General features: G+C 56.9%; 23 protein-coding genes. 16 read left to right on the forward strand and 7 right to left on the reverse strand.

Translation table 11 applies throughout. The annotated features are described in order from the left end of the window. Positions 1–5 precede the first annotated feature (5 nt). Positions 6–1,109 (forward strand): glycerol dehydrogenase, encoded by a 1,104-nt coding sequence (locus tag FHC51_RS04950; protein ID WP_220435015.1) that lies wholly within the window; start codon positions 6–8, stop codon positions 1,107–1,109. 112 nt (positions 1,110–1,221) lie between these two features. Here FHC51_RS04950 and katG read toward each other — a convergent pair whose 3' ends face one another. The 4 genes from katG to metB all read right to left on the reverse strand — a co-directional run bounded on the left by katG (position 1,222) and on the right by metB (position 8,231). Next, positions 1,222–3,393 carry a catalase/peroxidase HPI gene (gene katG / locus FHC51_RS04955; RefSeq protein ID WP_220435016.1) on the reverse strand — a complete coding sequence of 724 codons (2,172 nt, stop codon included), beginning with the start codon at positions 3,391–3,393 and terminating at the stop codon, positions 1,222–1,224. Between the two features lie 144 nt (positions 3,394–3,537). Next, complete coding sequence (gene metF, locus FHC51_RS04960) at positions 3,538–4,428, reverse strand: methylenetetrahydrofolate reductase (RefSeq protein ID WP_032615268.1); 891 nt, start codon at positions 4,426–4,428, stop codon at positions 3,538–3,540. 207 nt (positions 4,429–4,635) lie between these two features. Then, positions 4,636–7,068 (reverse strand): bifunctional aspartate kinase/homoserine dehydrogenase II, encoded by a 2,433-nt coding sequence (locus FHC51_RS04965; RefSeq protein WP_103825238.1) that lies wholly within the window; start codon positions 7,066–7,068, stop codon positions 4,636–4,638. 2 nt (positions 7,069–7,070) lie between these two features. Next, positions 7,071–8,231, reverse strand: a complete 1,161-nt coding sequence (metB, locus tag FHC51_RS04970; protein ID WP_103177499.1) for a cystathionine gamma-synthase — start codon at positions 8,229–8,231, stop codon at positions 7,071–7,073. Between the two features lie 278 nt (positions 8,232–8,509). On the opposite strand from metB, the gene metJ reads away from it, so the two are divergent. Continuing rightward, complete coding sequence (gene metJ / locus FHC51_RS04975; RefSeq protein ID WP_015966498.1) at positions 8,510–8,827, forward strand: met regulon transcriptional regulator MetJ; 318 nt, start codon at positions 8,510–8,512, stop codon at positions 8,825–8,827. Positions 8,828–8,875: 48 nt separating this feature from the next. Here metJ and rpmE read toward each other — a convergent pair whose 3' ends face one another. Then, positions 8,876–9,088, reverse strand: a complete 213-nt coding sequence (gene rpmE, locus FHC51_RS04980; protein WP_103177500.1) for a 50S ribosomal protein L31 — start codon at positions 9,086–9,088, stop codon at positions 8,876–8,878. A 201-nt stretch (positions 9,089–9,289) separates the two neighbouring features. Here rpmE and priA point away from each other — a divergent pair, with 201 nt between their 5' ends. The 8 genes from priA (at position 9,290) to FHC51_RS05020 (ending at position 18,362) form a co-directional block, all read left to right on the forward strand. Next, positions 9,290–11,485 (forward strand): primosomal protein N', encoded by a 2,196-nt coding sequence (gene priA / locus FHC51_RS04985; RefSeq protein WP_220435017.1) that lies wholly within the window; start codon positions 9,290–9,292, stop codon positions 11,483–11,485. Between the two features lie 134 nt (positions 11,486–11,619). Then, complete coding sequence (cytR, locus tag FHC51_RS04990) at positions 11,620–12,645, forward strand: DNA-binding transcriptional regulator CytR (RefSeq protein ID WP_220435018.1); 1,026 nt, start codon at positions 11,620–11,622, stop codon at positions 12,643–12,645. A 93-nt stretch (positions 12,646–12,738) separates the two neighbouring features. Continuing rightward, a complete protein-coding gene (gene ftsN, locus FHC51_RS04995; RefSeq protein ID WP_220435019.1) occupies positions 12,739–13,713 on the forward strand; it encodes a cell division protein FtsN in 975 nt (324 codons plus the stop codon). A 94-nt stretch (positions 13,714–13,807) separates the two neighbouring features. Beyond that, positions 13,808–14,338 (forward strand): ATP-dependent protease subunit HslV, encoded by a 531-nt coding sequence (hslV, locus tag FHC51_RS05000; RefSeq protein WP_032615282.1) that lies wholly within the window; start codon positions 13,808–13,810, stop codon positions 14,336–14,338. A 9-nt stretch (positions 14,339–14,347) separates the two neighbouring features. Continuing rightward, positions 14,348–15,679, forward strand: a complete 1,332-nt coding sequence (hslU, locus tag FHC51_RS05005; protein WP_103177504.1) for an HslU--HslV peptidase ATPase subunit — start codon at positions 14,348–14,350, stop codon at positions 15,677–15,679. 64 nt (positions 15,680–15,743) lie between these two features. Beyond that, positions 15,744–16,670: a 1,4-dihydroxy-2-naphthoate polyprenyltransferase gene (menA, locus tag FHC51_RS05010; protein ID WP_103177505.1), complete on the forward strand. Its 927-nt coding sequence runs from the start codon at positions 15,744–15,746 to the stop codon at positions 16,668–16,670. Between the two features lie 91 nt (positions 16,671–16,761). Then, positions 16,762–17,247: a ribonuclease E activity regulator RraA gene (rraA, locus tag FHC51_RS05015; protein ID WP_103825243.1), complete on the forward strand. Its 486-nt coding sequence runs from the start codon at positions 16,762–16,764 to the stop codon at positions 17,245–17,247. 92 nt (positions 17,248–17,339) lie between these two features. Further along, on the forward strand, positions 17,340–18,362 hold the full coding sequence (locus tag FHC51_RS05020; RefSeq protein WP_220435020.1) for an META domain-containing protein: 1,023 nt from the start codon (positions 17,340–17,342) through the stop codon (positions 18,360–18,362). A gap of 81 nt (positions 18,363–18,443) precedes the next feature. On the opposite strand, the gene zapB is transcribed toward FHC51_RS05020, so the two are convergent. Then, positions 18,444–18,683 carry a septal ring assembly protein ZapB gene (gene zapB / locus FHC51_RS05025; RefSeq protein WP_103177509.1) on the reverse strand — a complete coding sequence of 80 codons (240 nt, stop codon included), beginning with the start codon at positions 18,681–18,683 and terminating at the stop codon, positions 18,444–18,446. A 401-nt stretch (positions 18,684–19,084) separates the two neighbouring features. Here zapB and FHC51_RS05030 point away from each other — a divergent pair, with 401 nt between their 5' ends. The 4 genes from FHC51_RS05030 to fpr all read left to right on the forward strand — a co-directional run bounded on the left by FHC51_RS05030 (position 19,085) and on the right by fpr (position 23,422). Continuing rightward, a complete protein-coding gene (locus FHC51_RS05030) occupies positions 19,085–19,939 on the forward strand; it encodes an MIP/aquaporin family protein (RefSeq protein ID WP_103825246.1) in 855 nt (284 codons plus the stop codon). Positions 19,940–19,960: 21 nt separating this feature from the next. Continuing rightward, complete coding sequence (gene glpK / locus FHC51_RS05035; protein ID WP_103825247.1) at positions 19,961–21,472, forward strand: glycerol kinase GlpK; 1,512 nt, start codon at positions 19,961–19,963, stop codon at positions 21,470–21,472. 96 nt (positions 21,473–21,568) lie between these two features. After that, positions 21,569–22,579: a class II fructose-bisphosphatase gene (gene glpX, locus FHC51_RS05040; protein ID WP_220435021.1), complete on the forward strand. Its 1,011-nt coding sequence runs from the start codon at positions 21,569–21,571 to the stop codon at positions 22,577–22,579. 96 nt (positions 22,580–22,675) lie between these two features. Continuing rightward, entirely contained in the window at positions 22,676–23,422 is a 747-nt protein-coding gene (gene fpr / locus FHC51_RS05045; protein WP_220435022.1) for a ferredoxin--NADP(+) reductase, read from the forward strand. Here the strand turns inward: fpr and FHC51_RS05050 are convergent, their stop codons facing one another. Continuing rightward, a complete protein-coding gene (locus FHC51_RS05050; protein WP_220435023.1) occupies positions 23,423–23,842 on the reverse strand; it encodes a DUF805 domain-containing protein in 420 nt (139 codons plus the stop codon). It lies immediately after the preceding gene. Between the two features lie 113 nt (positions 23,843–23,955). Here FHC51_RS05050 and FHC51_RS05055 point away from each other — a divergent pair, with 113 nt between their 5' ends. Both FHC51_RS05055 and tpiA read left to right on the forward strand, forming a co-directional pair. After that, positions 23,956–24,552: a DUF1454 family protein gene (locus FHC51_RS05055; RefSeq protein WP_220435024.1), complete on the forward strand. Its 597-nt coding sequence runs from the start codon at positions 23,956–23,958 to the stop codon at positions 24,550–24,552. 110 nt (positions 24,553–24,662) lie between these two features. Further along, entirely contained in the window at positions 24,663–25,430 is a 768-nt protein-coding gene (tpiA, locus tag FHC51_RS05060) for a triose-phosphate isomerase (RefSeq protein ID WP_103825252.1), read from the forward strand. Positions 25,431–25,437: the final 7 nt, after the last annotated feature.

The raw sequence follows: 25,437 nt of genomic DNA on the forward strand, positions 1-25,437 counted from the left end.
ATAGGATGGATCGTATTATTCAATCGCCTGGCAAATACATTCAGGGTGCAGATGTGCTCTCACGCCTCGGCGACTACCTGAGACCGCTGGCGGCGCGCTGGCTGGTGGTGGGCGATAAATTTGTGCTGGGCTTTGCGGAAGAGACGCTGCGTCAGAGTTTTAAACAGGCGGAACTGTACGTAGAAATTGCGCCATTTGGCGGCGAATGTTCGCAGAACGAGATCGACCGGCTGCGCAAGCTGGCGAAAAGTGCAGATTGCCAGGCAATCCTCGGCATCGGCGGCGGTAAAACGCTGGATACCGCCAAAGCGCTGGCGCATTTCATGGATGTCCCTGTCGCCATTGCCCCGACCATTGCCTCTACTGATGCACCCTGCAGCGCGCTTTCTGTTATCTACACCGACAGCGGGGAGTTTGATCGCTACCTGATGCTGCCGCATAACCCGAACATCGTGATTGTGGATACCAAAGTGGTGGCAGGGGCGCCTGCACGTCTGCTGGCAGCTGGCATCGGCGACGCGCTGGCAACCTGGTTTGAAGCCCGGGCCTGCTCACGCAGCGGCACCACCACCATGGCGGGAGGCAAATGCACCCAGGCCGCACTGGCGCTGGCCGAACTGTGCTACAACACCCTGATTGAAGAGGGTGAAAAAGCGATGCTGGCGGCAGAGCAGCATGTGGTGACCCCTGCCCTTGAGCGGGTCATTGAAGCCAACACCTATCTGAGCGGCGTCGGTTTTGAAAGCGGTGGTCTGGCAGCGGCCCACGCCATTCATAACGGCCTGACCGCCATTCCGGATGCCCATCATTACTATCACGGCGAGAAAGTGGCGTTTGGCACGCTGACCCAGCTGGTGCTGGAGAATGCCCCGGTTGAAGAGATTGAAACCGTCGCGGCACTTTGCCACAGCGTAGGGTTGCCCATCACGCTGGCGCAGCTGGATATCACCGAAGATATCCCCGCCAAAATGCGCCTGGTGGCGACAGCAGCCTGTGCGAAAGATGAAACCATCCATAACATGCCGGGCGGGACAACGGCGGATCAGGTGTATGCCGCCTTGCTGGTGGCCGACCAGTACGGCCAGCGTTTTATGCAGGAGTGGGAGTAGCCTTTATTGCCGGGTGGCGGCTGCGCCTTACCCGGCCTACAAAACCCGTAGGCCCGTGCAAGCGTAGCGCCGCCGGGCAAAAAAAATCCCCGCCGGAGCGGGGATTTTGTGTTTACAGCAGATCGAACCGGTCGAGGTTCATCACTTTCACCCATGCCGCGACAAAGTCCTTCACGAACTTCTCGTGGGCATCGCTGCTGGCGTAAACCTCCGCCTGGGCACGAAGCACGGAGTTAGAACCGAACACCAGATCGGCACGGCTCGCCAGATATTTGACTTCCCCGCTCATACGATCGCGCCCTTCGAACAGCTCGCTGGATTCATCGGTGGCTTTCCACTGCGTGCCCATATCCAGCAGATTGACGAAGAAGTCCGTGCTGAGCACGCCCACGCGGTCGGTAAAGACGCCGCTCTTACCGCCATCAAAGTTAGCACCCAGTACGCGCAGCCCGCCCAGCAACACCGTCATCTCTGGTGCGGTCAGCGTCAACTGCTGCGCTTTATCAATCAGCAACGATTCGGTGGTGGAGACGTCGATCGCCGCCCGGTAGTTACGGAAGCCATCGGCAACCGGCTGCAGCAGCGTAAACATGCCGATATCGGTCTGATCCTGGCGCGCATCAACGCGGCCTGGCGTAAACGGTACGGTAACGTTGAAGCCCGCCGCTTTCGCCGCCTGCTCAACACCCACCACACCGGCCAGCACGATGATGTCCGCCAGCGATGCTTTATGCGCCGATTTATAGATCCCTTCCAGCACCGGCAGTACACGCGCGGCGACGGCGTTGACATCCCAGCTACGCTGTGGCGCCAGCGCCAGACGTGCGCCGTTGGCCCCGCCACGCTTATCGCCACCGCGGAAGGTGGAAGCCGACGCCCATGCCACCGACACCAGCTCGCTCACCGACAGGCCAGAAGCCGCAATGTCCGCCTTCAGGCTTTCGATATCTTCAGCAGTCGGGTGGAAGAACGGCTGCGGCAGCGGATCCTGCCAAATCAGCTCTTCTTTTGGCACCTCCGGTCCGATATAACGGGAAATCGGCCCCATATCACGGTGGGTCAGTTTGAACCACGCGCGGGCGAAGGCTTCGTTAAAGGCCTGCGGATCGTTGAGGAAGCGACGAGAAATTTTGTCGAATTCCGGATCGAAACGCAGCGTCAGGTCGGTCACCAGCATGGTCGGTTTACGTTTTTTCGACGGGTCGAAGGGATCCGGCATGATTTCCGGCGCATTCGACGCTTCGAACTGGATAGCACCAGCCGGACTGCGGGTTTGCACCCAGTCGTATTTGTAGAGATTCTCGAAGAAGTAGTTGCTCCACTGGGTCGGCGTCTGGGACCAGATCACCTCCAGGCCGGAGGTAATGGCGTCTGCCCCGATACCGGTACCGTGGGTGCTGGCCCAGCCCAGGCCCTGAGCTTCAAGCGGGCCGCCTTCCGGATCGACACCCACATGGCTGGCTTCCCCTGCCCCGTGGGTTTTACCCAGCGTATGGCCGCCTGCGATCAGCGCGACGGTCTCTTCATCGTTCATCCCCATGTTGCCAAAGGTGGCGCGGATAGCCGCCGCCGCCGACAGCGGTTCACCGCTGGCGTTGGGCCCTTCAGGGTTAACGTAAATTAGCCCCATCTCGGTGGCGCCAATGGCGCTTTTCGCCAGGCTTTCCGGGTGACGATGCTCCAGCCAGGCTTTCTCATCGCCCCAGTTAACGTCCAGATCGGGTTCCCAGACATCTTCGCGTCCGGCACCAAAGCCAAAGGTTCTGAAGCCGGAGTTCTCCAGCGCCACGTTGCCCGCAAGAATAAACAGATCGGCCCAGGAGATTTTCTGGCCATATTTTTGTTTGATCGGCCACAGCAGACGACGCGCCTTATCGAGGCTGACGTTATCCGGCCAGGAGTTGAGCGGAGAGAAACGCTGTTGACCGCGGCCTGCGCCGCCGCGCCCGTCTACAGAGCGATAGGTGCCCGCGCCGTGCCACGCCATGCGAATGAACAGACCGGCATAGCTGCCCCAGTCTGCAGGCCACCACGGTTGAGAATCGGTCAGGAGCGCTTTCAGATCGCCTTTCAGAGCGGAGTAATCCAGCTTGCTGAATTCTTTGCGGTAGTTGAAGTCTTTGCCTAGCGGGTTGGAACGTTCGGAATGCTGGTTGAGAAGATCAATACGAAGTTGTTTAGGCCACCAGTCCCGGCTGTTGGTGCCGGCACCGGCACTCTTGTCATAACTGCCCTGATGGAAAGGGCACTTACCTGAATTCTGGTTCTCGTCGGACGTACTCATCGCTCTGCTCCCTCTATGGTTTTATCGTTAGGATATACACCACCGGGAATAAGAGATAATTGAAACAATCCACAGATTTGATAGTTAATACCGTTGTTATCCACCTGAAATATAAAAGCCCTCATATTATTGAGGGCTTCGTCTTTACAGACCCGGGCGAACCCCTAACGTGTGGCAGATCGCGTAGCTCATTTCGGCGCGGTTGAGGGTATAGAAATGGAAATCCTTCACCCCTTCACGGCTTAAAATCTTCACCATATCCATGGCGATGCTGGCACCCACCAGCTTGCGGGTTTCGGCGTCATCGTCCAGGCCTTCATACATCTTCGCCATCCAGTGCGGGATGCGCACGTTGGTCATGTCGGCAAATTTCTTGGCCTGCTTAAAGTTAGAAACCGGCAGGATACCAGGGATAATTTCCACGTCGATACCGGCGGAGACGCAGCGGTCGCGGAAGCGCAGATAGCTTTCAACATCAAAGAAGAACTGGGTGATGGCACGGTTGGCACCCGCATCCACTTTGCGTTTCAGGTTGAGCAGATCCGCCTGGGCGCTTTTCGCTTCCGGGTGCACTTCCGGGTAAGCCGCCACGGAGATGTCGAAATCGCCCACCTCTTTCAGCAGCGCCACCAGATCGGTCGCGTACATATCCGGCTTACCGCTGCCCGGCGGCAGGTCGCCACGCAGGGCCACGATGTGGCGGATACCGTTATTCCAGTAATCCTGGGCGATGGTGCGCAGCTCGTCGCGGGTGGCGTCGATACAGGTCAGATGCGGGGCAGCTTCCAGACCGGTACGATCCTTAATGCCTTTAATGATGCTGTGCGTGCGGTCGCGCTCGCCGGAGTTGGCGCCGTAGGTCACGGAGACAAATTTCGGTTTCAGGCTGCTCAGGCGATCGATAGAGGCCCACAGGGTCTGCTCCATTTCACTGGTGCGCGGCGGGAAAAATTCAAAAGAGACGTTAATCTGGCCGTTTACTTCAGCCAGGCTCTGATTCAGGGCTTCCCGCTGGTTGGCGTGAAAAAAGCTCATACCTTACCTCATCAATCGCGTGTCGTTGTTTGTTATGCTTCGAACTTCTATACGTTTAGACGTCCAGATGTAAAAATGACGGAAAAGCGGACTGGCGTCAACTGAAAATATCATCATTGACGGTGAGGAATGCTCAGGGAAGATGAAAAAAGTTCAGGATGGGAAAAAAGAAGGCCCGGTAAGCGTTGCGCCACCGGGCATAGGGTTTTACAGCAGCTGCGCCAGACGGTTGATATCGGACTGGATCGCCCCGGCGGTGACGTCGCGGCCCGCACCTGGACCACGGATCACCAGCGGGTTATCGCGATACCAGCGGCTTTCGATGGCAAAGACGTTATCGCACGGCAGCAGCGCCGCCAGCGGATGTTCCGGGCGGACAGCCTCAACCCCAACGCGCGCCTTGCCGTTGGCATCGAAACGCGCCACGTAGCGCAGCACCAGACCCATTTCGCGCGCCGCTTCCAGACGCTGTAACATCTGCTCGTTCAGCGCTTCACCGTTCTCGAAGAAGTGATCGACAGACCCCTCTTCACAGCCCGCTGGCACCAGCGACTCCACGCGCACCTGATTCGGCTCGATGTCGTAGCCCGCTTCACGCGCCAGGATCACCAGCTTACGCATCACGTCTTTGCCAGAGAGGTCAACGCGCGGGTCCGGCTCGGTCAGCCCCTGCTGCCACGCCTGATCCACCAGGTCGGTGAAGGGTACGGTGCCATCAAACTGCAGGAACAGCCATGACAGGGTGCCGGAGAAGATACCGCTGATCGCCAGGATGCTGTCGCCGCTATCGATCAGATCGCGCACGGTGTGGTTCACCGGCAGACCGGCACCGACGGTGGCGTTGTAGAGCCAGTGACGGCCCGTTTTTTCAAAGGCGTCGTGGATCTGACGATAGTTGCGGGTGTTGCTGGCCCCCGCCAGTTTGTTAGCGCTGATGACGTGGAAGCCGTGGCTGGCGAAATCAAGATACTGATCGGCCAGCTGCTCGCTTGCGGTGACATCCAGCACCACCAGGTCATCATAGGGGTGGGCGCGCATCCACAGGAACAGCGACTCTTCATCCTGTTCGATGGCTTCATCGTTGAAGAAGGCCAGCGCACGGCTGGCGTCCAGCCCTTCATAACTGAGCAGGCTGCGGCGACTGTCCACCACGCCCGCCAGTACAAATTCAAAACCGGTACGCGCCGAGAGCGTGGTTTGCTCGCGGGCAAACAGCTCCAGCCAGCGGGAACCGATATTCCCTTTCCCAAACAGCATCAGACCGATGCGTTTTTCGGCGCGGAACAGCGACTGGTGCAGGCCCTGGATCAGACTCTCCGTTGGCCCGGTACGCATCACCGCCACCAGGCTGATGCCCTCTTCAGACTGCCAGGTAAATTCAACCGGCTGCCCTTTCAGCTGCTGCCAGAAACGGTGGCAGTGCAGCGGGTTACGGGTGACGCCCGCGCCCACCATCGCAATCAGCGCCAGCCCCTGACGCAGACGAAGCTCGCCCGGCAGGCCCGCTTCATCCAGAATCTTCAGCGCGCTGTCGGCCACTTCGGCGGTGTAGCAGAACTGCAGCAGGTGACGATCGGTATGCACCCCCACGGCCAGCGGGCGCACCTGGGCACGCTTGAGGATCAGGTCGATCTCTTTATGCGCCAGTTTGAAATCCTGACCAGCAGGAACGAGGAACTCAATCAGGCAGATATCGTCATGGCTGGTGACAATACGCGCCCCGGTGCCGGAAGCCAGCACGCGCTCAATGCGGGTGGAACCCTGATCCGGCGTGTAGCTGCAGCGCAGCTGCAGATCGATATCGCTGCCGGAAACCGGCTGCAGGGTACGGGCGTGGAGAACCGGGGCCGCCAGACGGGCCAGCTCGCTGGCTTCATCGAGACGCAGCAGCGGCAGCAGGCAGGCATCTTTAACCTTGCGCGGGTCGGCGCTATAGACGCCCGCCACGTCGCTCCAGATGGTGACGCGCGACACACCGGCCAGCGCACCAATCTGCGTTGCCGAGTAGTCGGAGCCGTTACGCCCCAGCAGCACGGTTTCACCCGCATTGCTGCGGCTGATAAAGCCGGTCACGACAATACGTTTATTCGGATGCTGCACCAGCAGCTGCTGGAGCAGCGGATAAGAGAGGCCTTCATCAACCTGCGGCTGAGCGCCACGCTCGGCACGCAGGAAGTCCCGCGCGTCCAGCCATGCGGCCTCCAGCCCCTGCTGTTGCAGAACCGCCGCCATCAGACGGGCAGACCACACTTCACCGTGGCCCACTACCTCGGCGTAAACGGCATCGGTCACGCCGCTGTCGAGTAAAGCGGCCAGCCGCTCCAGATCCTGGATAAAGTTGCTGATCAGGCCATCGGCCACGTCGGCAGGCAGTAACCCGGCGATCAATTCACTCTGATAACGGCGTAACGCTTGTTGAACCTGATGCGCAGAGAGACGATCGGTCTGGCTCAACTTCAGCCAGCTAATCAACTGGTTGGTGGTGCTGCCCGCCGCAGAGACAACCATCATGTCCCCCGGCATCGAATACTCTGCCATGATCCCCGCGACCCGCAGGTAACATTTCACATCAGCAAGACTACTACCACCAAACTTGTGCAGCTGGCGACCCTTCGCCCCTGCCTGCGCTATCACACTCATGATTACCCCTTGGCTGCGATCCGGAAGCCATTTTCCAGATCGGCAATTAAATCTTCACAATCTTCAATACCGGTTGAGATACGCAACAGCGTCTCGGAGATCCCGGCGGCGGCACGCGCTTCTGGCGCCATGCCTGCGTGCGTCATGGTGGCGGCGTGGGAGATCAAACTTTCAACCCCACCTAAAGATTCCGCCAGCGTAAACAGTGACAGCCCGCTCAGGAAGCGACGCAGCGTCTGCTCATCGCCATCCAGCTCAAAACTTAACATCGCGCCAAAACCCTTTTGTTGACGCGCAGCAATCTCGTGCCCCTGATTCTCCGGCAGCGACGGGTGATAGAGCTTTTTCACCAGCGGCTGGGTCTTCAGGAAATCGACAATCGCCTGGGCATTACGCTGCGCCACATCCATACGCGGCGACAGGGTGCGCAGCCCACGCAGCAGCAGATAGCTGTCGAACGCGCTGCCGGTGACGCCGATGTTATTCGCCCACCATGCCAGTTCGGTGACAACCTCCGGATCTTTCGCAATCACCACCCCGGCAACCACGTCCGAGTGGCCGTTCAAATATTTGGTGCATGAATGCAATACCAGGTCTGCTCCCAGTGCCAGCGGGTTCTGTAGCGCCGGACTGAGGAACGTATTATCCACTACACTTATCGCTCCCGCATCCCTTGCAAGCTGACAAATTTTTGCAATGTCCACGACGCGCAGCAGCGGATTGCTCGGACTTTCGATTAATACCAGCTTCGGTTTTTCTGCCAGCGCCTGTTTCAGCGCCTGCTCATCACCCTGATCGACAAACAGCACGCGATAGCATCCGCGCTTCGCCAGGCTGTCAAACAGGCGGTAGCTGCCGCCGTAACAGTCGTGCGGGGCCACCAGCAGATCGCCAGGTTTCAGGAACACCGTGGTCACCAGATGAATAGCCGACATGCCGGTATTGGTCATCACCGCACCTGCGCCACCTTCCAGCTCCGCCAGCGCGCGCTGGGTGACATCACGCGTAGGGTTACCACGGCGCGAGTAGTCATGGGCGCGTGGTTCATTAAATCCGGTGAAGTTATAGGTACTGGAGAGGTGAATCGGCGGGACAACGCAGCCGTACTGTTCGTCATCATTCAATCCGCTACGCACTGCGATGGTGGCCTGTTTACGCGTCATGGTGAAGGCTTCCTGGCTTAATGGATGAAAAGTCAGGCACCAGAGTAAACATTGATTATATGGACGTCAATACATCTGGACATCTAAACTTCTTTGCGTATAGATTGAGCAATGCGCAAATAGCCGTTAAAATTATATGCTTTAGCGCATACCGCAGAGGCAATATCCGTGTCACAACGGCATCTCTACGGTAAACTACGCGCGATTATGGCTCGAACCCCGGCGTATCGCTGCGGTGTCAGCCTCATATTAATGACAGAGAGGATTAAAGGTATCTCATGGCTGAATGGAGCGGCGAATATATCAGCCCATACGCTGAGCACGGTAAGAAGAGTGAACAAGTAAAAAAAATTACGGTTTCCATTCCTCTGAAGGTGTTAAAGATCCTCACCGATGAACGCACGCGTCGTCAGGTGAATAACCTGCGTCACGCTACCAACAGCGAACTGCTGTGCGAAGCGTTCCTGCACGCGTTTACCGGTCAACCGTTGCCGAACGATGAAGACCTGCGCAAAGAGCGTAGCGATGAAATTCCGGAAGAGGCAAAGGTGATCATGCGTGAGCTGGGTATCGACCCGGAGACGTGGGAATACTGATTTACAGATACAAAAAAAGCGCCTTGCGGCGCTTTTTTTTCGGGAAACTTACTTGGAACCCGGGATGCTGAAACGCTTGTTGAAGCGGTCAACACGGCCACCGGTTGCAACGTCACGCTGCTTACCAGTGTAGAACGGGTGGCACTGGCCGCACACGTCCAGGTTCAGATCGTGACCCACGGTGGAGCGGATCTGGATAGAGTTACCGCAAGAGCAGTTTGCAGTAATCATTTCGTATTTAGGATGGATATCTTTTTTCATGGGAGAACCTCAGTTAAGGCCGCGTCGCTCTTCCAGCCCTAACGCCAGACACCACGCGATGTTGAATGTAAGTTCTTTGATGCAAAGTGCACCAAAGGCGGCGAATCATACAGAATTTAACCAGGGTATGCAAACTGATCCGCACGCCGCCTTTCACTAATGTGTATACTAACGCGCCACTTTTCAAGTCAGGAAGATTCGATGCCCGTTGCTCACGTTGCCCTGCCCGTTCCGCTTCCCCGTACCTTTGACTACCTGCTGCCAGACAATATGCAGGCTGAGGCGGGCTGTCGCGTGAATGTGCCGTTTGGCAAACAGCAGCGGGTGGGCATTGTGGTCTCCATAAGCCAGCACAGCGAGTTACCTCTCAGTGAACTCAAAAGCGTGGTTGAGGTGCTGGACAGCGAGCCGGTCTTTTCCTCTAGCGTCTGGCGACTGCTCCTGTGGGCGGCCGACTATTATCATCATCCCATTGGCGATGTGCTGTTTCACGCCTTACCGATTCTGCTGCGACAGGGCAAAAGCGCCAGCCATGCGCCGATGTGGTACTGGTTTGCCACTGAACAGGGCCAGGCGGTAGATATTAATAGCCTGAAACGCTCCCCGAAACAGCAGCAGGCGCTGGCGGCGTTACGCCAGGGCAGGATCTGGCGTCATCAGGTTGAGAGCCTCGACTTTAACGACGCGGCGTTGCAGAGCTTACGTAAAAAAGGGCTGAGCGAACTGGCCTGCGAAGCGCCGGCGCTTATCGACTGGCGCGACGGCTTTAGCGTCGCGGGCGACCGTCTGCGGCTCAATACCGAACAGGCGACCGCCGTTGGGGCGATCCACAGCGCGTCCGATCGCTTTTCAGCCTGGCTGCTGGCAGGCGTGACCGGTTCCGGTAAAACTGAAGTCTATCTGAGCGTACTGGAAAATGTACTGGCTCAGGGCAAGCAGGCCCTGGTGATGGTGCCGGAAATCGGCCTGACCCCGCAGACCATCGCCCGTTTTCGCGAGCGCTTTAACGCCCCGGTCGAGGTGCTGCACTCCGGCTTAAACGACAGCGAGCGCCTCAGCGCCTGGCTGAAAGCGAAAAATGGCGAAGCGGCAATCGTGATTGGCACCCGCTCATCCCTGTTTACACCCTTTAAAAATCTCGGGGTGATCGTCATCGACGAAGAGCACGACAGCTCTTATAAACAGCAGGAGGGCTGGCGCTATCACGCCCGCGACCTGGCGGTCTATCGCGCCCACAGCGAACAGATCCCAATCATTCTCGGCTCCGCGACCCCTGCGCTGGAGACGCTGCACAATGTGCGCCAGCGAAAATACCATCTATTACGCCTGACGCGGCGGGCGGGTAATGCCCGTCCTGCCATGCAGCATGTACTGGATCTGAAAGGTCAGCCGGTGCAGGCCGGGCTAGCCCCGGCGCTGATCGCCCGCATGCGCCAGCATCTGCAGGCCGACAACCAAGTGATCCTGTTTCTCAACCGGCGCGGTTTTGCCCCGGCGCTGCTGTGCCACGACTGCGGCTGGATCGCTGAATGCCCGCGCTGCGATCACTACTATACCCTGCATCAGGCCCAGCATCATTTGCGCTGTCACCACTGCGACAGCCAGCGACCGGTGCCGCGCCAGTGTCCTTCCTGCGGCTCGACCCATATGGTGCCGGTCGGTCTGGGCACCGAGCAGCTGGAGCAGGCGCTGACCCCCTTCTTCCCGGGCGTGGCTATCTCACGTATCGACCGCGACACCACCAGCCGCAAAGGCGCCCTTGAGCAACAGCTGGCGGAAGTGCATCGCGGCGGGGCGCGGATCCTGATCGGTACCCAGATGCTGGCGAAAGGGCACCACTTCCCGGACGTGACCCTGGTGGCGCTGCTGGATGTCGACGGGGCGCTCTTCTCGGCTGATTTTCGCTCCGCGGAGCGCTTTGCCCAGCTCTATACCCAGGTGGCAGGCCGTGCCGGACGCGCCGGTAAACAGGGTGAGGTGGTGCTACAAACCCACCACCCCGAGCATCCGCTGCTGCAAACCTTGCTGCATAAAGGCTACGACGCCTTCGCCGAACAGGCGCTGGCGGAGCGTCAGACCCTGCAACTCCCACCATGGACCAGCCATGTGATTATCCGCGCCGAGGATCACAACAACCAGCAGGCGCCGCTGTTCCTCCAGCAGCTGCGCAACCTGCTGCAGGCCAGCCCGCTGGTGGATAATCAGCTGTGGATTTTAGGTCCGGTTCCGGCCCTGGCCCCCAAACGCGGCGGACGCTATCGCTGGCAAATCCTGCTGCAACACCCTTCTCGGGTGCGGCTACAGCATATCGTCAGCGGCACGCTGGCGTTGATTAACACCCTGCCGGAAGCGCGTAAAGTGAAGTGGGTCCTGGACGTTGATCCTATCGAAAGCTAAAAAAGGGTGGGAGGCGGATCGAAAAATTAAACACGACTCACACTTTTTATGAAAATTCTGTAACCGCTTCCATTCGCAATCTGATAAAACTGACTCAGTCAGAAGTGCGGTGATACGCCTGCGAGGAGAAGAAGTTGAAGTCCAGGAAAGAGGTTGCCTCGGCGACCATGAAAGATGTTGCCCTGAAAGCAAAAGTCTCAACGGCAACGGTATCCCGAGCATTAATGAATCCCGACAAAGTCTCTCAGAGCACGCGTAACCGTGTTGAGCAGGCTGCGCTGGAGGTAGGTTATCTGCCCCAGGCTATGGGCCGTAACGTCAAACGAAACGAATCCCGCACCATTCTGGTCATTGTGCCCGACATCTGCGATCCCTTTTTCAGCGAAATCATTCGCGGTATCGAAGTGACCGCCGCCGCCCAGGGCTACCTGGTGCTGATTGGCGACTGCGCGCACCAGAACCAGCAGGAAAAGACTTTTATCGACCTGATTATCACCAAGCAGATCGACGGCATGCTGCTGCTCGGTTCCCGCCTGCCCTTTGATGCCAGCATTGAAGAGCAGCGCAATCTGCCGCCGATGGTGATGGCCAACGAATTCGCGCCTGAGCTGGAGCTGCCTACCATTCACATCGATAACCTCACCGCTGCCTTTAACGCCGTGAATTATCTGCAGGAGCTGGGCCATAAACGTATCGGCTGTATCGCCGGACCGGAAGAGATGCCGCTGTGCCACTATCGCCTGCAGGGCTATGTTCAGGCGCTGCGCCGCACCGGGGCGACGGTGGATCCGCACTATATCGCCCGCGGCGATTTTACCTATGCCGCAGGCGGCCTGGCGCTGGAAAAACTGCTGTCGTTGCCGCAGCCGCCGACCGCGGTGTTCTGTCACAGCGACGTGATGGCGTTGGGCGCGCTCTCCTATGCCAAACGGCGCGGTCTGAAAGTGCCGAAAGACCTCTCAATCATCGGCTTCGATAATATTTCTCTGTCTGAATTTTGCGATCCTCCGCTCTCGACGGTGGCACAACCCCGCTATGATATTGGCCGGGAAGCGATGCTGCTGTTACTGGATCAGCTGAACGGACAAACAGTTAGCAGCGGCTCCCGTTTACTGGACTGTGAATTGATCGTCAGAGGTTCAACCCAGGCCCTGACTTAAAGTAAACGCCTTTCAGACGTCCTCATCTGGTCAAAGGCCCGTCGCTTAAGTAACATGACGGGCTGACAAACGAAAAAATACAGCGAAACGATAGTGGCACAACGAGATTATGTACGTCGCGGCCAGCCGGCACCTTCGCGACGCAAAAAGAGTAGCTCACGGAAACCGCAACGCAGCAGCCTGCCCGCAGTCTCACCGGCTATGGTGGCGATCGCGGCGGCGGTCCTGGTGGCATTTATCGGCGGCCTCTGGTTCATTACGCACCATAAAAAAGAAGAAGCAGAAGCGCTGCAGGGCAATAAAGTGGTCGGCAATGGCTTGCCCCCTAAACCGGAAGAGCGCTGGCGCTATATTAAAGAGCTTGAGAGCCGCCAGCCGGGCGTGCGTGCGCCTACTGAACCCTCTGCCGGTGGCGAAGTGGTGGATCCTAACCAGTTAACCAACGAACAACGTCAGCTGCTGGCACAGATGCAGGCCGATATGCGCCAGCAGCCGACCCAGCTCAACGAAGTGCCGTGGAATGAGCAGACGCCGGCACAGCGTCAGCAAACGCTGCAGCGTCAGCGCCAGGCGCAGCAACAACAGCAGTGGGCGCAGTCCCAGACGGTACAGCAGCCGAAAACACAGCAGCGGGTGACGGAACAACCGTACCAGCAGCCTAAGGTGGCACAGACGCAACCGGCGCAACAGCCGAAGACGCAGCCTGCGAAGCAAAATAGCAACACGCAGCCGTATCAGGATCTGCTGCAAACCCCTGCGCATACCACCGCGCAGCAGCCGAAAGCCGCGCCGGTCACCAAAGAGACCGAAGCGCCGAAGCAGACGGCTGAGAAGAAAGACGAACGTCGCTGGATGGTACAGTGCGGTTCCTTTAAAGGCGCAGAGCAGGCGGAAACCGTACGTGCCCAGCTGGCCTTTGAAGGCTTTGACTCACGCATTACCACCAATAACGGCTGGAATCGCGTAGTGATCGGCCCGGTTAAAGGCAAAGACAATGCCGATGGCACCATCAGCCGTCTGAAGATGGCAGGTCACACAAACTGCATTCGACTCGCTTCCGGGGGTTGAAACCCCCAAAATCCCCCCCATCTATCATTCTATTCAGCCCTGAGCACTGGCTCAGGGCCTCTATTTTCCGAATGTGTAACCAGGGGGTCTGCTCGTGACAACAATAGTAAGTGTACGCCGTAACGGCCAGGTGGTGATTGCCGGTGATGGCCAGGCCACGCTGGGTAATACCGTCATGAAAGGCAACGTGAAAAAAGTGCGTCGTCTGTATAACGACAAAGTGATCGCCGGTTTTGCGGGCGGCACTGCGGACGCCTTCACGCTGTTTGAGCTGTTTGAACGTAAACTGGAAATGCATCAGGGCCATCTGGTGAAAGCTGCCGTTGAGCTGGCGAAAGACTGGCGTACCGACCGTATGCTGCGCAAGCTGGAAGCACTGCTGGCGGTGGCCGATGAAAATGCCTCGCTGATCATCACCGGTAACGGTGACGTGGTGCAGCCAGAAAATGACCTGATTGCTATCGGTTCCGGTGGCCCGTACGCCCAGGCCGCCGCCCGCGCGCTGTTGGAAAACTCCGATCTGGGCGCACGCGATATCGCTGTGAAGGCGTTGGATATTGCAGGTGATATCTGCATCTATACCAACCACTTCCACACCATCGAAGAATTGCCGTCTAAGGCGTAAGGATTTCTCATGTCTGAAATGACCCCACGCGAAATTGTCAGCGAACTGAACAAACACATCATCGGCCAGGATAACGCCAAGCGTTCTGTGGCGATTGCCCTGCGTAACCGCTGGCGTCGTATGCAGTTGGATGAAGTGCTGCGCCATGAAGTGACGCCAAAAAACATTCTGATGATCGGCCCGACCGGCGTCGGTAAAACCGAAATCGCCCGTCGTCTGGCTAAACTGGCCAACGCGCCATTCATCAAAGTCGAAGCGACCAAGTTCACCGAAGTGGGCTATGTCGGTAAAGAAGTGGACTCTATCATCCGCGATCTGACCGACTCTGCCATCAAGATGGTCCGCGTCCAGTCCATCGAGAAAAACCGCTATCGCGCTGAAGAGATGGCGGAAGAGCGCGTGCTGGATGTGCTGATCCCACCGGCGAAAAACAACTGGGGCCAGGCCGAACAGCCTGCTGAGCCGTCCGCTGCGCGCCAGGCGTTCCGCAAAAAACTGCGTGAAGGCCAGCTGGATGACAAAGAGATTGAGATCGAGCTCGCCGCCGCGCCAATGGGCGTGGAAATTATGTCTCCGCCAGGTATGGAAGAGATGACCAGCCAGCTGCAGTCCATGTTCCAGAACCTGGGCGGGCAGAAGCAAAAGCCGCGTAAGCTGAAAATCAAAGACGCGATGAAGCTGCTGATTGAAGAAGAAGCGGCGAAGCTGGTAAACCCGGAAGAGCTGAAGCAGGACGCTATCGACGCGGTTGAACAGCACGGTATCGTGTTTATCGATGAGATCGATAAAATCTGTAAGCGCGGCGAATCCTCCGGCCCGGACGTTTCCCGTGAAGGCGTACAGCGCGACCTGCTGCCGCTGGTTGAAGGCTGCACCGTCTCCACCAAGCACGGCATGGTGAAAACCGATCACATTCTGTTTATCGCCTCTGGCGCGTTCCAGGTTGCCAAACCGTCGGATCTGATCCCGGAACTGCAGGGCCGTCTGCCGATCCGCGTTGAGCTGCAGGCGCTGACCACCGAAGACTTCGAGCGCATCCTGACCGAACCAAACGCCTCCATCACCGTGCAGTACAAAGCATTGATGGCGACCGAAGGGGTGAACATTGAGTTCACCGAAGACGGGATCAAGCGTATCGCCCAGGCCGCATGGCAGGTTAACGAAACCACCGAAAACATCGGTGCGCGTCGTCTGCATACCGTGCTGGAACGCCTGATGGAAGATATCTCTTATGATGCAAGCGACCTGAATGGTCAAAGCATTAAAATTGATGCCGACTATGTGAGTAAGCACCTTGATGCTTTAGTAGCAGATGAAGATCTGAGCCGTTTTATCCTATAATCGCGGCAATTGCATTTTCATCACAAATGATGGGGCTGAAAGGCCCCATTTTTATTGGCACATAATTACTATGACTGAAATCAGCCGCACGCAGGCCTGGCTGGAAAGCCTGCGTCCTAAAACGCTCCCTCTCGCTTTCGCCGCCATCATTGTCGGCACCACCCTCGCGTGGTGGCAGGGACATTTCGACCCGCTGGTGGCTGCCCTGGCGCTGCTGACCGCCGGGCTTCTGCAAATCCTCTCTAACCTCGCCAACGATTACGGGGATGCCGTCAAGGGCAGCGACAAGCCCGACCGCATCGGGCCATTGCGAGGAATGCAGAAAGGGGTGATCACCCAGGAGGAGATGAAACGGGCGCTGATTATCACCGTCGCGCTGATCTGTCTTTCCGGGATTGCGCTGGTGCTGGTGGCCTGTAAAACCCCGGCGGATGCGGTTGGCTTCCTCGTGCTCGGTCTGCTGGCGATTGTCGCGGCCATCACCTATACCGTCGGCACCCGCCCTTACGGTTACATCGGGCTGGGGGATATCTCCGTGCTGGTCTTCTTCGGCTGGCTGAGCGTGATGGGCAGCTGGTATCTGCAGGCGCACTCGTTAATTCCTGCTCTATTCCTGCCAGCCACCGCCTGCGGCATGCTGGCGACGGCGGTACTGAATATCAACAATCTGCGCGATATCGACAGCGATCGTCAGAACGGTAAAAACACTCTGGCGGTGCGGTTAGGCGCGGTGAATGCGCGCCGCTACCATGCCTGCCTGCTGATGGGTGCCCTGCTCTGTCTGGCGCTGTTTAACCTGCTTTCCCTGCACAGTCTGTGGGGCTGGCTGTTTGTGCTCGCCACGCCGCTGCTGGTTAAACAGGCGCGCTACGTGATGCGCGAGCAGAGCGCCTCGGCCATGCCGCCAATGCTGGAACGCACGGTAAAAGGCGCACTCCTGACTAACCTGTTGTTCGTGATAGGGATTATTCTTAGTCAGACGCTAAATTAGCTGACAAATATCAATTAACAATTGATGATTTTGCCAACAATGCAATTCGCGCGATATACTGAAAACACTCGCAGCAACTGAACTTAAGCCTATGAAATACGATACCTCCGAGCTTTGTGACATCTACCAGGAAGATGTGAACGTCGTAGAACCGCTGTTTTCCAACTTTGGAGGACGGTCGTCGTTTGGCGGACAAATCATTACGGTGAAATGTTTTGAGGACAACGGGTTGCTGTACGATCTGCTCGAACAGAACGGCCGTGGACGCATTCTGCTGGTTGATGGTGGCGGCTCCGTGCGTCGCGCATTAGTTGATGCGGAACTTGCCCGTCTCGCCACCCAGAACGAGTGGGAAGGCATTGTGGTCTATGGCGCGGTGCGTCAGGTGGATGACCTCGAAGAGCTGGACATCGGCATTCAGGCGATTGCGGCCATTCCGGTAGGTGCCGCAGGTGAAGGCATTGGCGAAAGCGACGTGCGCGTCAATTTCGGCGGCGTGACCTTCTTCTCCGGCGACCATCTCTATGCCGATAACACCGGCATTATCCTCTCTGAAGATCCGCTGGATATCGAGTAACACGCAGTAAAAAGGCGGAGATTACCGCCTTTTTACTGTGCCTGACAGCCAGGATGGCTGTCGTTAAATGATACAAGCAAAAGGAACCTTGTTTGCGCGGCATTCTCTATTTTCTCAGTTTCGTTTCTATCCTCTGGTTACTCTATCGCTCGTTTCGCCTTCTGTTTTTTGCGCCTCCGCCGTTTATGCTGGCTGTCACCTTGCGTCTGGGTCTAGCGTTACTCATCTTTCTTGGCGCGGTGAACTTGCCCCGTAATCTGGCAACGTTTGATAAGCAATTTAAAGAAACTGTGGGTTATCCCTCCTCCCTTCTTACAATGCGATTCATTCATCTTGACGATGTTAAAAAACAACGGATTATGCGGGAAGCTGAGATCTATTTTTCCGATATCCAAAACGTGATTACCGTTGAAAATATCCCGACGCGTCATCGAACAGAGTCATACCTTGATCACCAGAGAAGAATTAAGATCCAACAAGATATCCTGCCCAATCGCTATCGCTGGCAGGGTGATCAGCTCACTATTGCCAGTGGCAGGCCATTAACTGACGAAGAAGCTGCCCGGCTGGAAGCGACCCTGATGCAGGCTTTAAACGGCATCACGTCACACTCAAGACTCGAGTCTCGTTTTGTTTTATCTCCCGCTATGCCAGGCAGCGCTAATCTGTGGCAAATACTGCTTGCTGAAGAAACGGATACCTTAGCGTTAACCTTCTCTGCCAGTGTGCATCCGAAGGTCTTTACTGCAACGTGCCCCAAAAATATGACGCTCTTATGCAGTAAAGCGCGCTTTTTCTGCCTGCTGCCGGTCGCAACGACGTTACCAGACTCTCTCACCACGCAATGGTTGCAACTGAATCATGATGAACCCATAAAGCTTACGGGGTCGCTCGGGCAGGAAAAATATCAGCTCTGGATAACCAAAGAGCGAGAACAAATAGCGCCATTTTTGGTGTTGTCATCGGACAACTTGGAGGTTGAGCGAGAGCGGTTTTGTCAACGGGAAAAAAGAAATTTTATGATGCGCCACTTTAGCCAAGGTACAGATTTAAGCCAAATAAGTCAGTCACTTGAGAGTTTTAAGCTGGAACGCAATGTCCGGTTTCATCCGTAAAGAGAGGAAATAAAGCGAGGGGGCCGAAGTCCAAGAGAATGGTGAATGACATAAAGCGCCTTTCGGCGCTTTATTCTGGAATCAGACCTCTTCCATGCGCCCGAGCAGGGCATGCAGACGATCCTGCCAGCCGTTCTGCTGTTCGCGCAGCTGGTGGTTTTCACGCTCCAGCTCTTCACGTCCGTGCTGAGCAGTCTGAATTTCCTGCGACAGCGCGTTGTTTTTTTCTTTCAGCTCTTCGATTTCCATCTGCAGCAGGGTGATGGTATCAATCGCCTGCTGTACTTTCGATTCCAGTTTCTCAAACACTTCTAACGACATAATGCTACCTCTCCTGAATTTGCAAGGCGACGCTTGACGTAAACGCGCACAACACTTGGTGTCGATTGTATGGAGCCCCGCCCTCCCTGTCCAGCGGCAGACCGCGCAGATTGCGGTTTGCAACACTTTTCAGTCTCCTCCTGGTGCGTTTGTGCCATATACCCCTAAATTGTTAACACTTTAGTTAATAGAAAGCTTACTCCCCCTTTCGCTTACAGCAATTCTTGCCCGCTTTATGGCGCGTTATCGCTCATTTTGTTGACGCGGCACACACATTTTAAGTTCGATATTTCTCGTTTTTGTTCGTTAACGATAAATTAACACTATGTCTACAGGACATCGTGCCGGTCATGGCGACCGTCGCGCCAACAATAACCATTAATCATTTTCAGGATCCGATTATGAGTGAAACATCAACCTTAAAAGGCCAATGCATCGCAGAGTTCCTGGGTACTGGGTTGTTGATTTTCTTTGGCGTAGGATGTGTGGCTGCACTGAAAGTGGCGGGTGCCAGTTTCGGTCAGTGGGAAATCAGTGTGATCTGGGGTCTGGGCGTGGCGATGGCCATCTACCTGACGGCGGGTGTTTCGGGTGCGCACCTCAACCCTGCGGTCACCATCGCGCTGTGTCTGTTTGCCTGCTTCGACAAACGCAAGGTTGTGCCTTTTATTGTGGCGCAGTTTGCTGGTGCGTTTTGTGCAGCGGCGTTAGTTTACGGGCTCTATTACAATCTGTTTATCGACTTCGAGCAGACGCACCATATGGTGCGTGGCAGTACCGAAAGCCTTGAGCTGGCGGGGATCTTCTCCACCTATCCGAACCCGCACATTAACTTTGTGCAGGCCTTCGCGGTGGAGATGGTGATTACTGCCATCCTGATGGGTACCATCCTGGCGCTGACCGATGACGGCAACGGTATTCCGCGCGGTCCGCTGGCGCCGCTGTTGATTGGCCTGCTGATAGCGGTGATCGGCGCATCGATGGGGCCACTGACCGGTTTCGCCATGAACCCGGCACGCGACATCGGCCCGAAAGCCTTCGCCTTTATTGCCGGATGGGGTGACGTGGCCTTCACCGGCGGCAAAGATATTCCTTATTTCCTGGTGCCGCTGTTCGGCCCTATTGTAGGTGCTGCGCTGGGTGCCTTCGGCTATCGTAAATTGATTGGCCGCCACCTGCCGTGTGACACCTGTGTCGTCGAAGAGGCCGAAGAGAAGGAAACCACCTCTGGCGCACACCAAAACGCTTCGCTGTAATCTGACTACGGGACCACAACTATGACCGACAAAAAATATATCGTTGCGCTCGACCAGGGCACGACCAGCTCCCGCGCTGTCGTTATGGATCATGACGCGAACATCGTCAGCGTGTCACAGCGCGAATTCGAGCAAATCTATCCTCGTCCAGGCTGGGTTGAACACGACCCGATGGAGATCTGGGCGTCACAAAGCTCAACACTGGTAGAAGTACTGGCGAAAGCTGATATCAGTTCCGACGAGATTGCAGCGATTGGCATCACCAACCAGCGTGAAACGGCCATCGTCTGGGAACGCGAAACCGGTAAGCCGATTTACAACGCCATTGTCTGGCAGTGCCGCCGTACAGCGGATATCTGCGAGAAGCTCAAGCGCGACGGCATGGAAGAGTACGTGCGTAGCGCCACCGGCCTGGTGGTAGACCCCTACTTCTCCGGCACCAAGGTGAAATGGATCCTCGACCATGTCGAAGGCTCCCGCGAGCGGGCAAAACGCGGCGAACTGCTGTTCGGTACCGTAGATACCTGGCTTATCTGGAAGATGACTCAGGGGCGCGTTCACGTCACCGATTACACCAACGCCTCGCGCACCATGCTGTTTAACATCCACGATCTGGACTGGGATGACAAAATGCTGGACGCGCTGGACATCCCGCGCGCCATGCTGCCGCAGGTGCGTAAGTCGTCTGAAGTTTACGGTCAGACCAACATCGGCGGTAAAGGCGGCACCCGTATTCCTATCGCCGGGATCGCCGGTGACCAGCAGGCAGCGCTGTTTGGCCAGCTGTGCGTAAAAGAGGGGATGGCGAAGAACACCTACGGCACCGGCTGCTTTATGCTGATGAACACCGGCGAGAAGGCGGTGAAATCGGAGCATGGCCTGCTGACCACCATTGCCTGCGGCCCACGCGGCGAGGTGAATTACGCCCTGGAAGGCGCGGTGTTTATGGCCGGCGCCTCTATCCAGTGGCTGCGCGATGAGATGAAACTGATCAGCGACGCCTTCGACTCGGAATATTTCGCCACCAAGGTGAAAGACACCAACGGCGTGTACGTCGTGCCGGCCTTTACCGGCCTGGGCGCCCCCTACTGGGACCCCTACGCCCGCGGCGCGATTTTCGGCCTGACGCGTGGGGTAAACTCTAATCACATCATCCGCGCCACGCTGGAGTCGATTGCCTTCCAGACCCGCGATGTACTGGAAGCGATGCAGGCCGACTCCGGCATTCGTCTGCACGCCCTGCGCGTGGATGGCGGCGCGGTGGCGAACAACTTCCTGATGCAGTTCCAGTCCGACATTCTGGGCACCCGCGTGGAACGCCCGGAAGTGCGTGAAGTGACGGCGCTGGGTGCGGCCTATCTTGCCGGTCTGGCGGTCGGTTTCTGGCAGAACCTGGACGAACTGCAGGAGAAAGCGGTCATTGAGCGCGAATTCCGTCCGGGCATCGAAACCACCGAGCGTAATTACCGCTATAGCGGCTGGAAGAAAGCCGTGAAACGCGCGCTGGCCTGGGAAGAGCACGACGAATCATAACACCTCCCCCTCACCCCGTCGGGGTGAGGGGTCCAAACCGCCTCCCCCACTCTGTGATAAACTTCGTGCAATTCCTTTTGATTGCACGAGTATCTGATGAAACGTGAACTTGCTATCGAGTTTTCCCGCGTAACCGAAGCTGCCGCTCTGGCAGGCTACAAGTGGCTTGGCCGTGGTGATAAAAATACCGCTGACGGCGCAGCCGTCCATGCCATGCGCATCATGCTTAACCAGGTCAACATCGATGGCACCATCGTGATTGGTGAAGGTGAGATTGACGAAGCCCCCATGCTGTTCATCGGCGAAAAGGTCGGGACCGGCAACGGCGATGCGGTGGATATCGCGGTAGACCCCATTGAAGGCACCCGCATGACCGCTATGGGTCAGGCTAACGCCCTGGCGGTACTGGCGGTGGGCGATAAAGGCACCTTCCTCAACGCGCCCGATATGTATATGGAGAAGTTGATTGTCGGCCCTGGCGCAAAAGGGGCCATCGACCTTAATCTGCCGCTGGCGGAAAACCTGCGTAATATCGCCGCCGCGCTCAATAAACCGTTGAGCGAACTGACAGTCACCATTCTGGCGAAACCGCGTCACGATGCGGTCATCGCCCAGATGCAGCAGCTGGGCGTGCGCGTCTTTGCCATTCCCGATGGCGACGTGGCGGCCTCCATCCTCACCTGCATGCCGGACAGCGAAGTCGACGTACTGTACGGCATCGGCGGCGCACCGGAAGGGGTGGTTTCTGCTGCGGTCATCCGCGCCCTCGACGGTGATATGCATGGCCGTCTACTGGCCCGCCATGACGTAAAAGGCGATAGCGAAGAGAACCGCCGCATCGGTGAGCAGGAGCTGGCCCGCTGCGCGGCGATGGGGATTGCAGCCAATACCGTGCTGCGTCTGGATGATATGGCGCGCAGCGATAACGTTATCTTCTCGGCGACCGGCATCACCAAAGGCGATCTGCTGGACGGCATCACCCGCAAAGGCAATATGGCCACCACCGAAACGCTGCTGATCCGCGGTAAATCACGCACCATCCGCCGCATCCAGTCGATTCACTATCTCGACCGTAAAGATCCGGACGTACAGACCCACATTCTGTAAAACCGTTTGATCAATTGAGCTTTCCGGCCCGCACGGGCTGGAAATCTCCCTCTCAGGTAAGGAAGATAGAACCCGAGATCAGTACAGGAGAACATCATGGCAGACTGGGTAACAGGTAAAGTCAAAAAGGTAGAGTTCTGGACCGATGCGCTATTTAGCCTCACCGTTCATGCACCCATCCAGCCTTTCACGGCCGGGCAATTTGCCAAGCTGGGGCTGATGATCGACGGCGAACGTGTACAGCGCGCCTACTCCTATGTCAACGCGCCGGATAATCCGGATCTCGAGTTCTACCTTGTCACCGTTCCCGATGGCAAACTCAGCCCGCGCCTGGCGGCACTTAAACCCGACGATGAGATCCAGATTGTCAGCGAAGCCGCAGGCTTCTTCGTGCTGGATGAAGTGCCAGACTGCGAGACGCTGTGGATGCTGGCAACCGGTACCGCCATCGGCCCTTACCTGTCGATCCTGCAATATGGGCATGACCTGGATCGCTTTAAAAATATCGTTCTCGTGCATGCCGCGCGCTACGCCGCAGACCTGAGCTACCTGCCGCTGATGCAGGAACTGCAGAAGCGTTATGAAGGGAAAGTGAAAATCCAGACGGTGGTGAGCCGTGAAACGGTGCCGGGGTCACTCCACGGACGCGTACCGGCTCTGATTGAAAATGGCGAGCTGGAAGCCGCCGTGGGTCTGAAGATGGAGGCCGACACCAGCCACGTGATGCTGTGTGGCAACCCGCAAATGGTGCGTGATACCCAACAGCTCCTGAAAGAGACCCGGCAAATGACCAAGCATTTACGCCGTCGGCCGGGCCATATGACCGCAGAACACTACTGGTAATTAGCGGTACTTTACCTCGATCGTATCTTTACCGTATTTATTCTCGCCCTGGGTGCCCACAAACGCGCCCAGGTCGACAATGATCATCACAAAAATAATGGTAGGGATCAGCCTGCCCACTACCCACGGCAGCATGGAGGGCAGCATCGACCAGTTGCCTGCCAGCAGCATCCACGCCAGTATCACCAGCAGCGCCCACAATCCCGAACGTCCACGATCGTGCAGACGTTTTACTAACACCGCCGCGGTCGGCCACAGCAGCGACACCAGCGCGAAGGCCGCCGTCTGGGTGTTCAACCAGGCGTTATTGGCAAAAATAAACAGAGCCAGCATGGCGACAATCCATACGCCAATCCAGATCCAAAAATCACGGCGTCCAATACGCCCTTTGAATGAAAACAACCACTGCTGTATGGTCATGTCAGGTTCCTAAAAGTCATCGCGGCGCGTAGTTTACCCTGGAGTCGCCTCCTTTTGACAAGCCAGCCGGATCCCGTTTTAATCGTGGGCAGTAACATTCAGAGACTTTATTGATGAAGATGTGGTTTCACCTTATTTGGCTGGGTTTAACGCTGTTAAGCGCAAGCGCACCTCTGCGTGCTGCTGAGACTTCCGTATCGGCTACCGCACCCTATGTGATGCCGGGCGCGCCGACCTTTGATCAGTCGATCAGCCTGTTCCGTGAAGCCTTCAATCAGGACAATCCAAAGCTGCCGCTCAATGAGTTTCGCTCCATTGATGGCACCCGCGACACCCCGAACCTGACCCGGGCTGCCAGCAAAATTAATGAGAATTTGTACGCCTCGACGGCGCTTGAGCGCGGAACCCTCAAAATCAAAAGTATGCAGATTACCTGGCTGCCGATTCAGGGGCCGGAGCAGAAAGCCGCCAAAGCCAAAGCGCTGGAGTATATGAGCGCCATTTTACGCGCCTTTACCCCTGCCCTGACCAAAGCGCAAAGCCAGCAAAAGCTGCAAAAGCTCCTCACAGCCGGTAAAAACAAGCGTTATTACGCCGAAACGGAAGGCGCGGTTCGCTATGTTGTGGCAGATAACGGCGAAAAGGGGCTGACCTTCGCTGTTGAACCGATTAAGCTGGCGCTATCTGAGGCACTCGGCGGGGCGAATTAATGACAAAAAGCAAAGCCTTTCGAGGGAAAATCTCTATACTGATTCACAGACCATGCTGCCCTGTCGGGCGGCCATATTCCTTAATTCGCTCTTGAGCGTGGAGAATTGAAATGCGACATCCTTTAGTGATGGGTAACTGGAAACTGAACGGCAGCCGCCACATGGTAAACGAGCTGGTAACTAACCTGCGTAAAGAGCTGGCTGGTGTGACTGGCTGTGCTGTTGCTATCGCTCCGCCGGACATGTACCTGGATATGGCTAAGAAAGCGGCTGACGGCAGCCACATCGTTCTGGGTGCCCAGAACGTTGACGTTAACCTGTCTGGCGCGTTCACCGGTGAAACCTCCGCTGAAATGCTGAAAGATATCGGCGCAAAATACATCATCATCGGCCACTCTGAGCGTCGTACCTACCACAAAGAGTCCGACGAGTTCATCGCGAAGAAATTCGCTGTGCTGAAAGAGCAGGGTCTGATCCCGGTTCTGTGCATCGGTGAAACCGAAGCAGAAAACGAAGCGGGCAAAACCGAAGAAGTCTGCGCACGTCAGATCGACGCAGTCCTGACTACTCAGGGCGCAAGTGCGTTCGAAGGTGCGGTCATTGCTTACGAGCCAGTATGGGCGATCGGTACCGGCAAATCTGCCACCCCAGCACAGGCTCAGGCCGTTCACAAATTCATCCGTGACCACATTGCGAAAGCAGACGCGAAAGTTGCTGAGCAAGTGATCATCCAGTACGGCGGTTCCGTAAACGCCTCTAACGCAGCAGAGCTGTTCACCCAGCCGGACATCGACGGCGCTCTGGTTGGCGGCGCATCCCTGAAAGCAGACGCTTTCGCGGTGATCGTTAAAGCAGCAGAAGCAGCGAAACAGGCGTAAGAGCATC

The organism is Leclercia sp. EC_58 (assembly GCF_019584355.1).
Classification (GTDB): Bacteria; Pseudomonadota; Gammaproteobacteria; order Enterobacterales; family Enterobacteriaceae; genus Enterobacter.

Excerpts from the sequence above, each read along its gene's own strand:
- glpX (WP_220435021.1), top strand. The coding sequence starts at position 21,569 with ATGAAACGTGAACTTGCTATCGAGTTTTCCCGCGTAACCGAAGCTGCC.
- katG (WP_220435016.1), bottom strand. The coding sequence starts at position 3,393 with ATGAGTACGTCCGACGAGAACCAGAATTCAGGTAAGTGCCCTTTCCAT.
- priA (WP_220435017.1), top strand. The coding sequence starts at position 9,290 with ATGCCCGTTGCTCACGTTGCCCTGCCCGTTCCGCTTCCCCGTACCTTT.
- FHC51_RS05055 (WP_220435024.1), top strand. The coding sequence starts at position 23,956 with ATGAAGATGTGGTTTCACCTTATTTGGCTGGGTTTAACGCTGTTAAGC.
- FHC51_RS04950 (WP_220435015.1), top strand. The coding sequence starts at position 6 with ATGGATCGTATTATTCAATCGCCTGGCAAATACATTCAGGGTGCAGAT.
- metB (WP_103177499.1), bottom strand. The coding sequence starts at position 8,231 with ATGACGCGTAAACAGGCCACCATCGCAGTGCGTAGCGGATTGAATGAT.
- metF (WP_032615268.1), bottom strand. The coding sequence starts at position 4,428 with ATGAGCTTTTTTCACGCCAACCAGCGGGAAGCCCTGAATCAGAGCCTG.
- zapB (WP_103177509.1), bottom strand. The coding sequence starts at position 18,683 with ATGTCGTTAGAAGTGTTTGAGAAACTGGAATCGAAAGTACAGCAGGCG.
- glpK (WP_103825247.1), top strand. The coding sequence starts at position 19,961 with ATGACCGACAAAAAATATATCGTTGCGCTCGACCAGGGCACGACCAGC.
- tpiA (WP_103825252.1), top strand. The coding sequence starts at position 24,663 with ATGCGACATCCTTTAGTGATGGGTAACTGGAAACTGAACGGCAGCCGC.
- rpmE (WP_103177500.1), bottom strand. The coding sequence starts at position 9,088 with ATGAAAAAAGATATCCATCCTAAATACGAAATGATTACTGCAAACTGC.
- metJ (WP_015966498.1), top strand. The coding sequence starts at position 8,510 with ATGGCTGAATGGAGCGGCGAATATATCAGCCCATACGCTGAGCACGGT.
- rraA (WP_103825243.1), top strand. The coding sequence starts at position 16,762 with ATGAAATACGATACCTCCGAGCTTTGTGACATCTACCAGGAAGATGTG.
- FHC51_RS04965 (WP_103825238.1), bottom strand. The coding sequence starts at position 7,068 with ATGAGTGTGATAGCGCAGGCAGGGGCGAAGGGTCGCCAGCTGCACAAG.
- hslU (WP_103177504.1), top strand. The coding sequence starts at position 14,348 with ATGTCTGAAATGACCCCACGCGAAATTGTCAGCGAACTGAACAAACAC.
- FHC51_RS05050 (WP_220435023.1), bottom strand. The coding sequence starts at position 23,842 with ATGACCATACAGCAGTGGTTGTTTTCATTCAAAGGGCGTATTGGACGC.
- FHC51_RS05030 (WP_103825246.1), top strand. The coding sequence starts at position 19,085 with ATGAGTGAAACATCAACCTTAAAAGGCCAATGCATCGCAGAGTTCCTG.
- fpr (WP_220435022.1), top strand. The coding sequence starts at position 22,676 with ATGGCAGACTGGGTAACAGGTAAAGTCAAAAAGGTAGAGTTCTGGACC.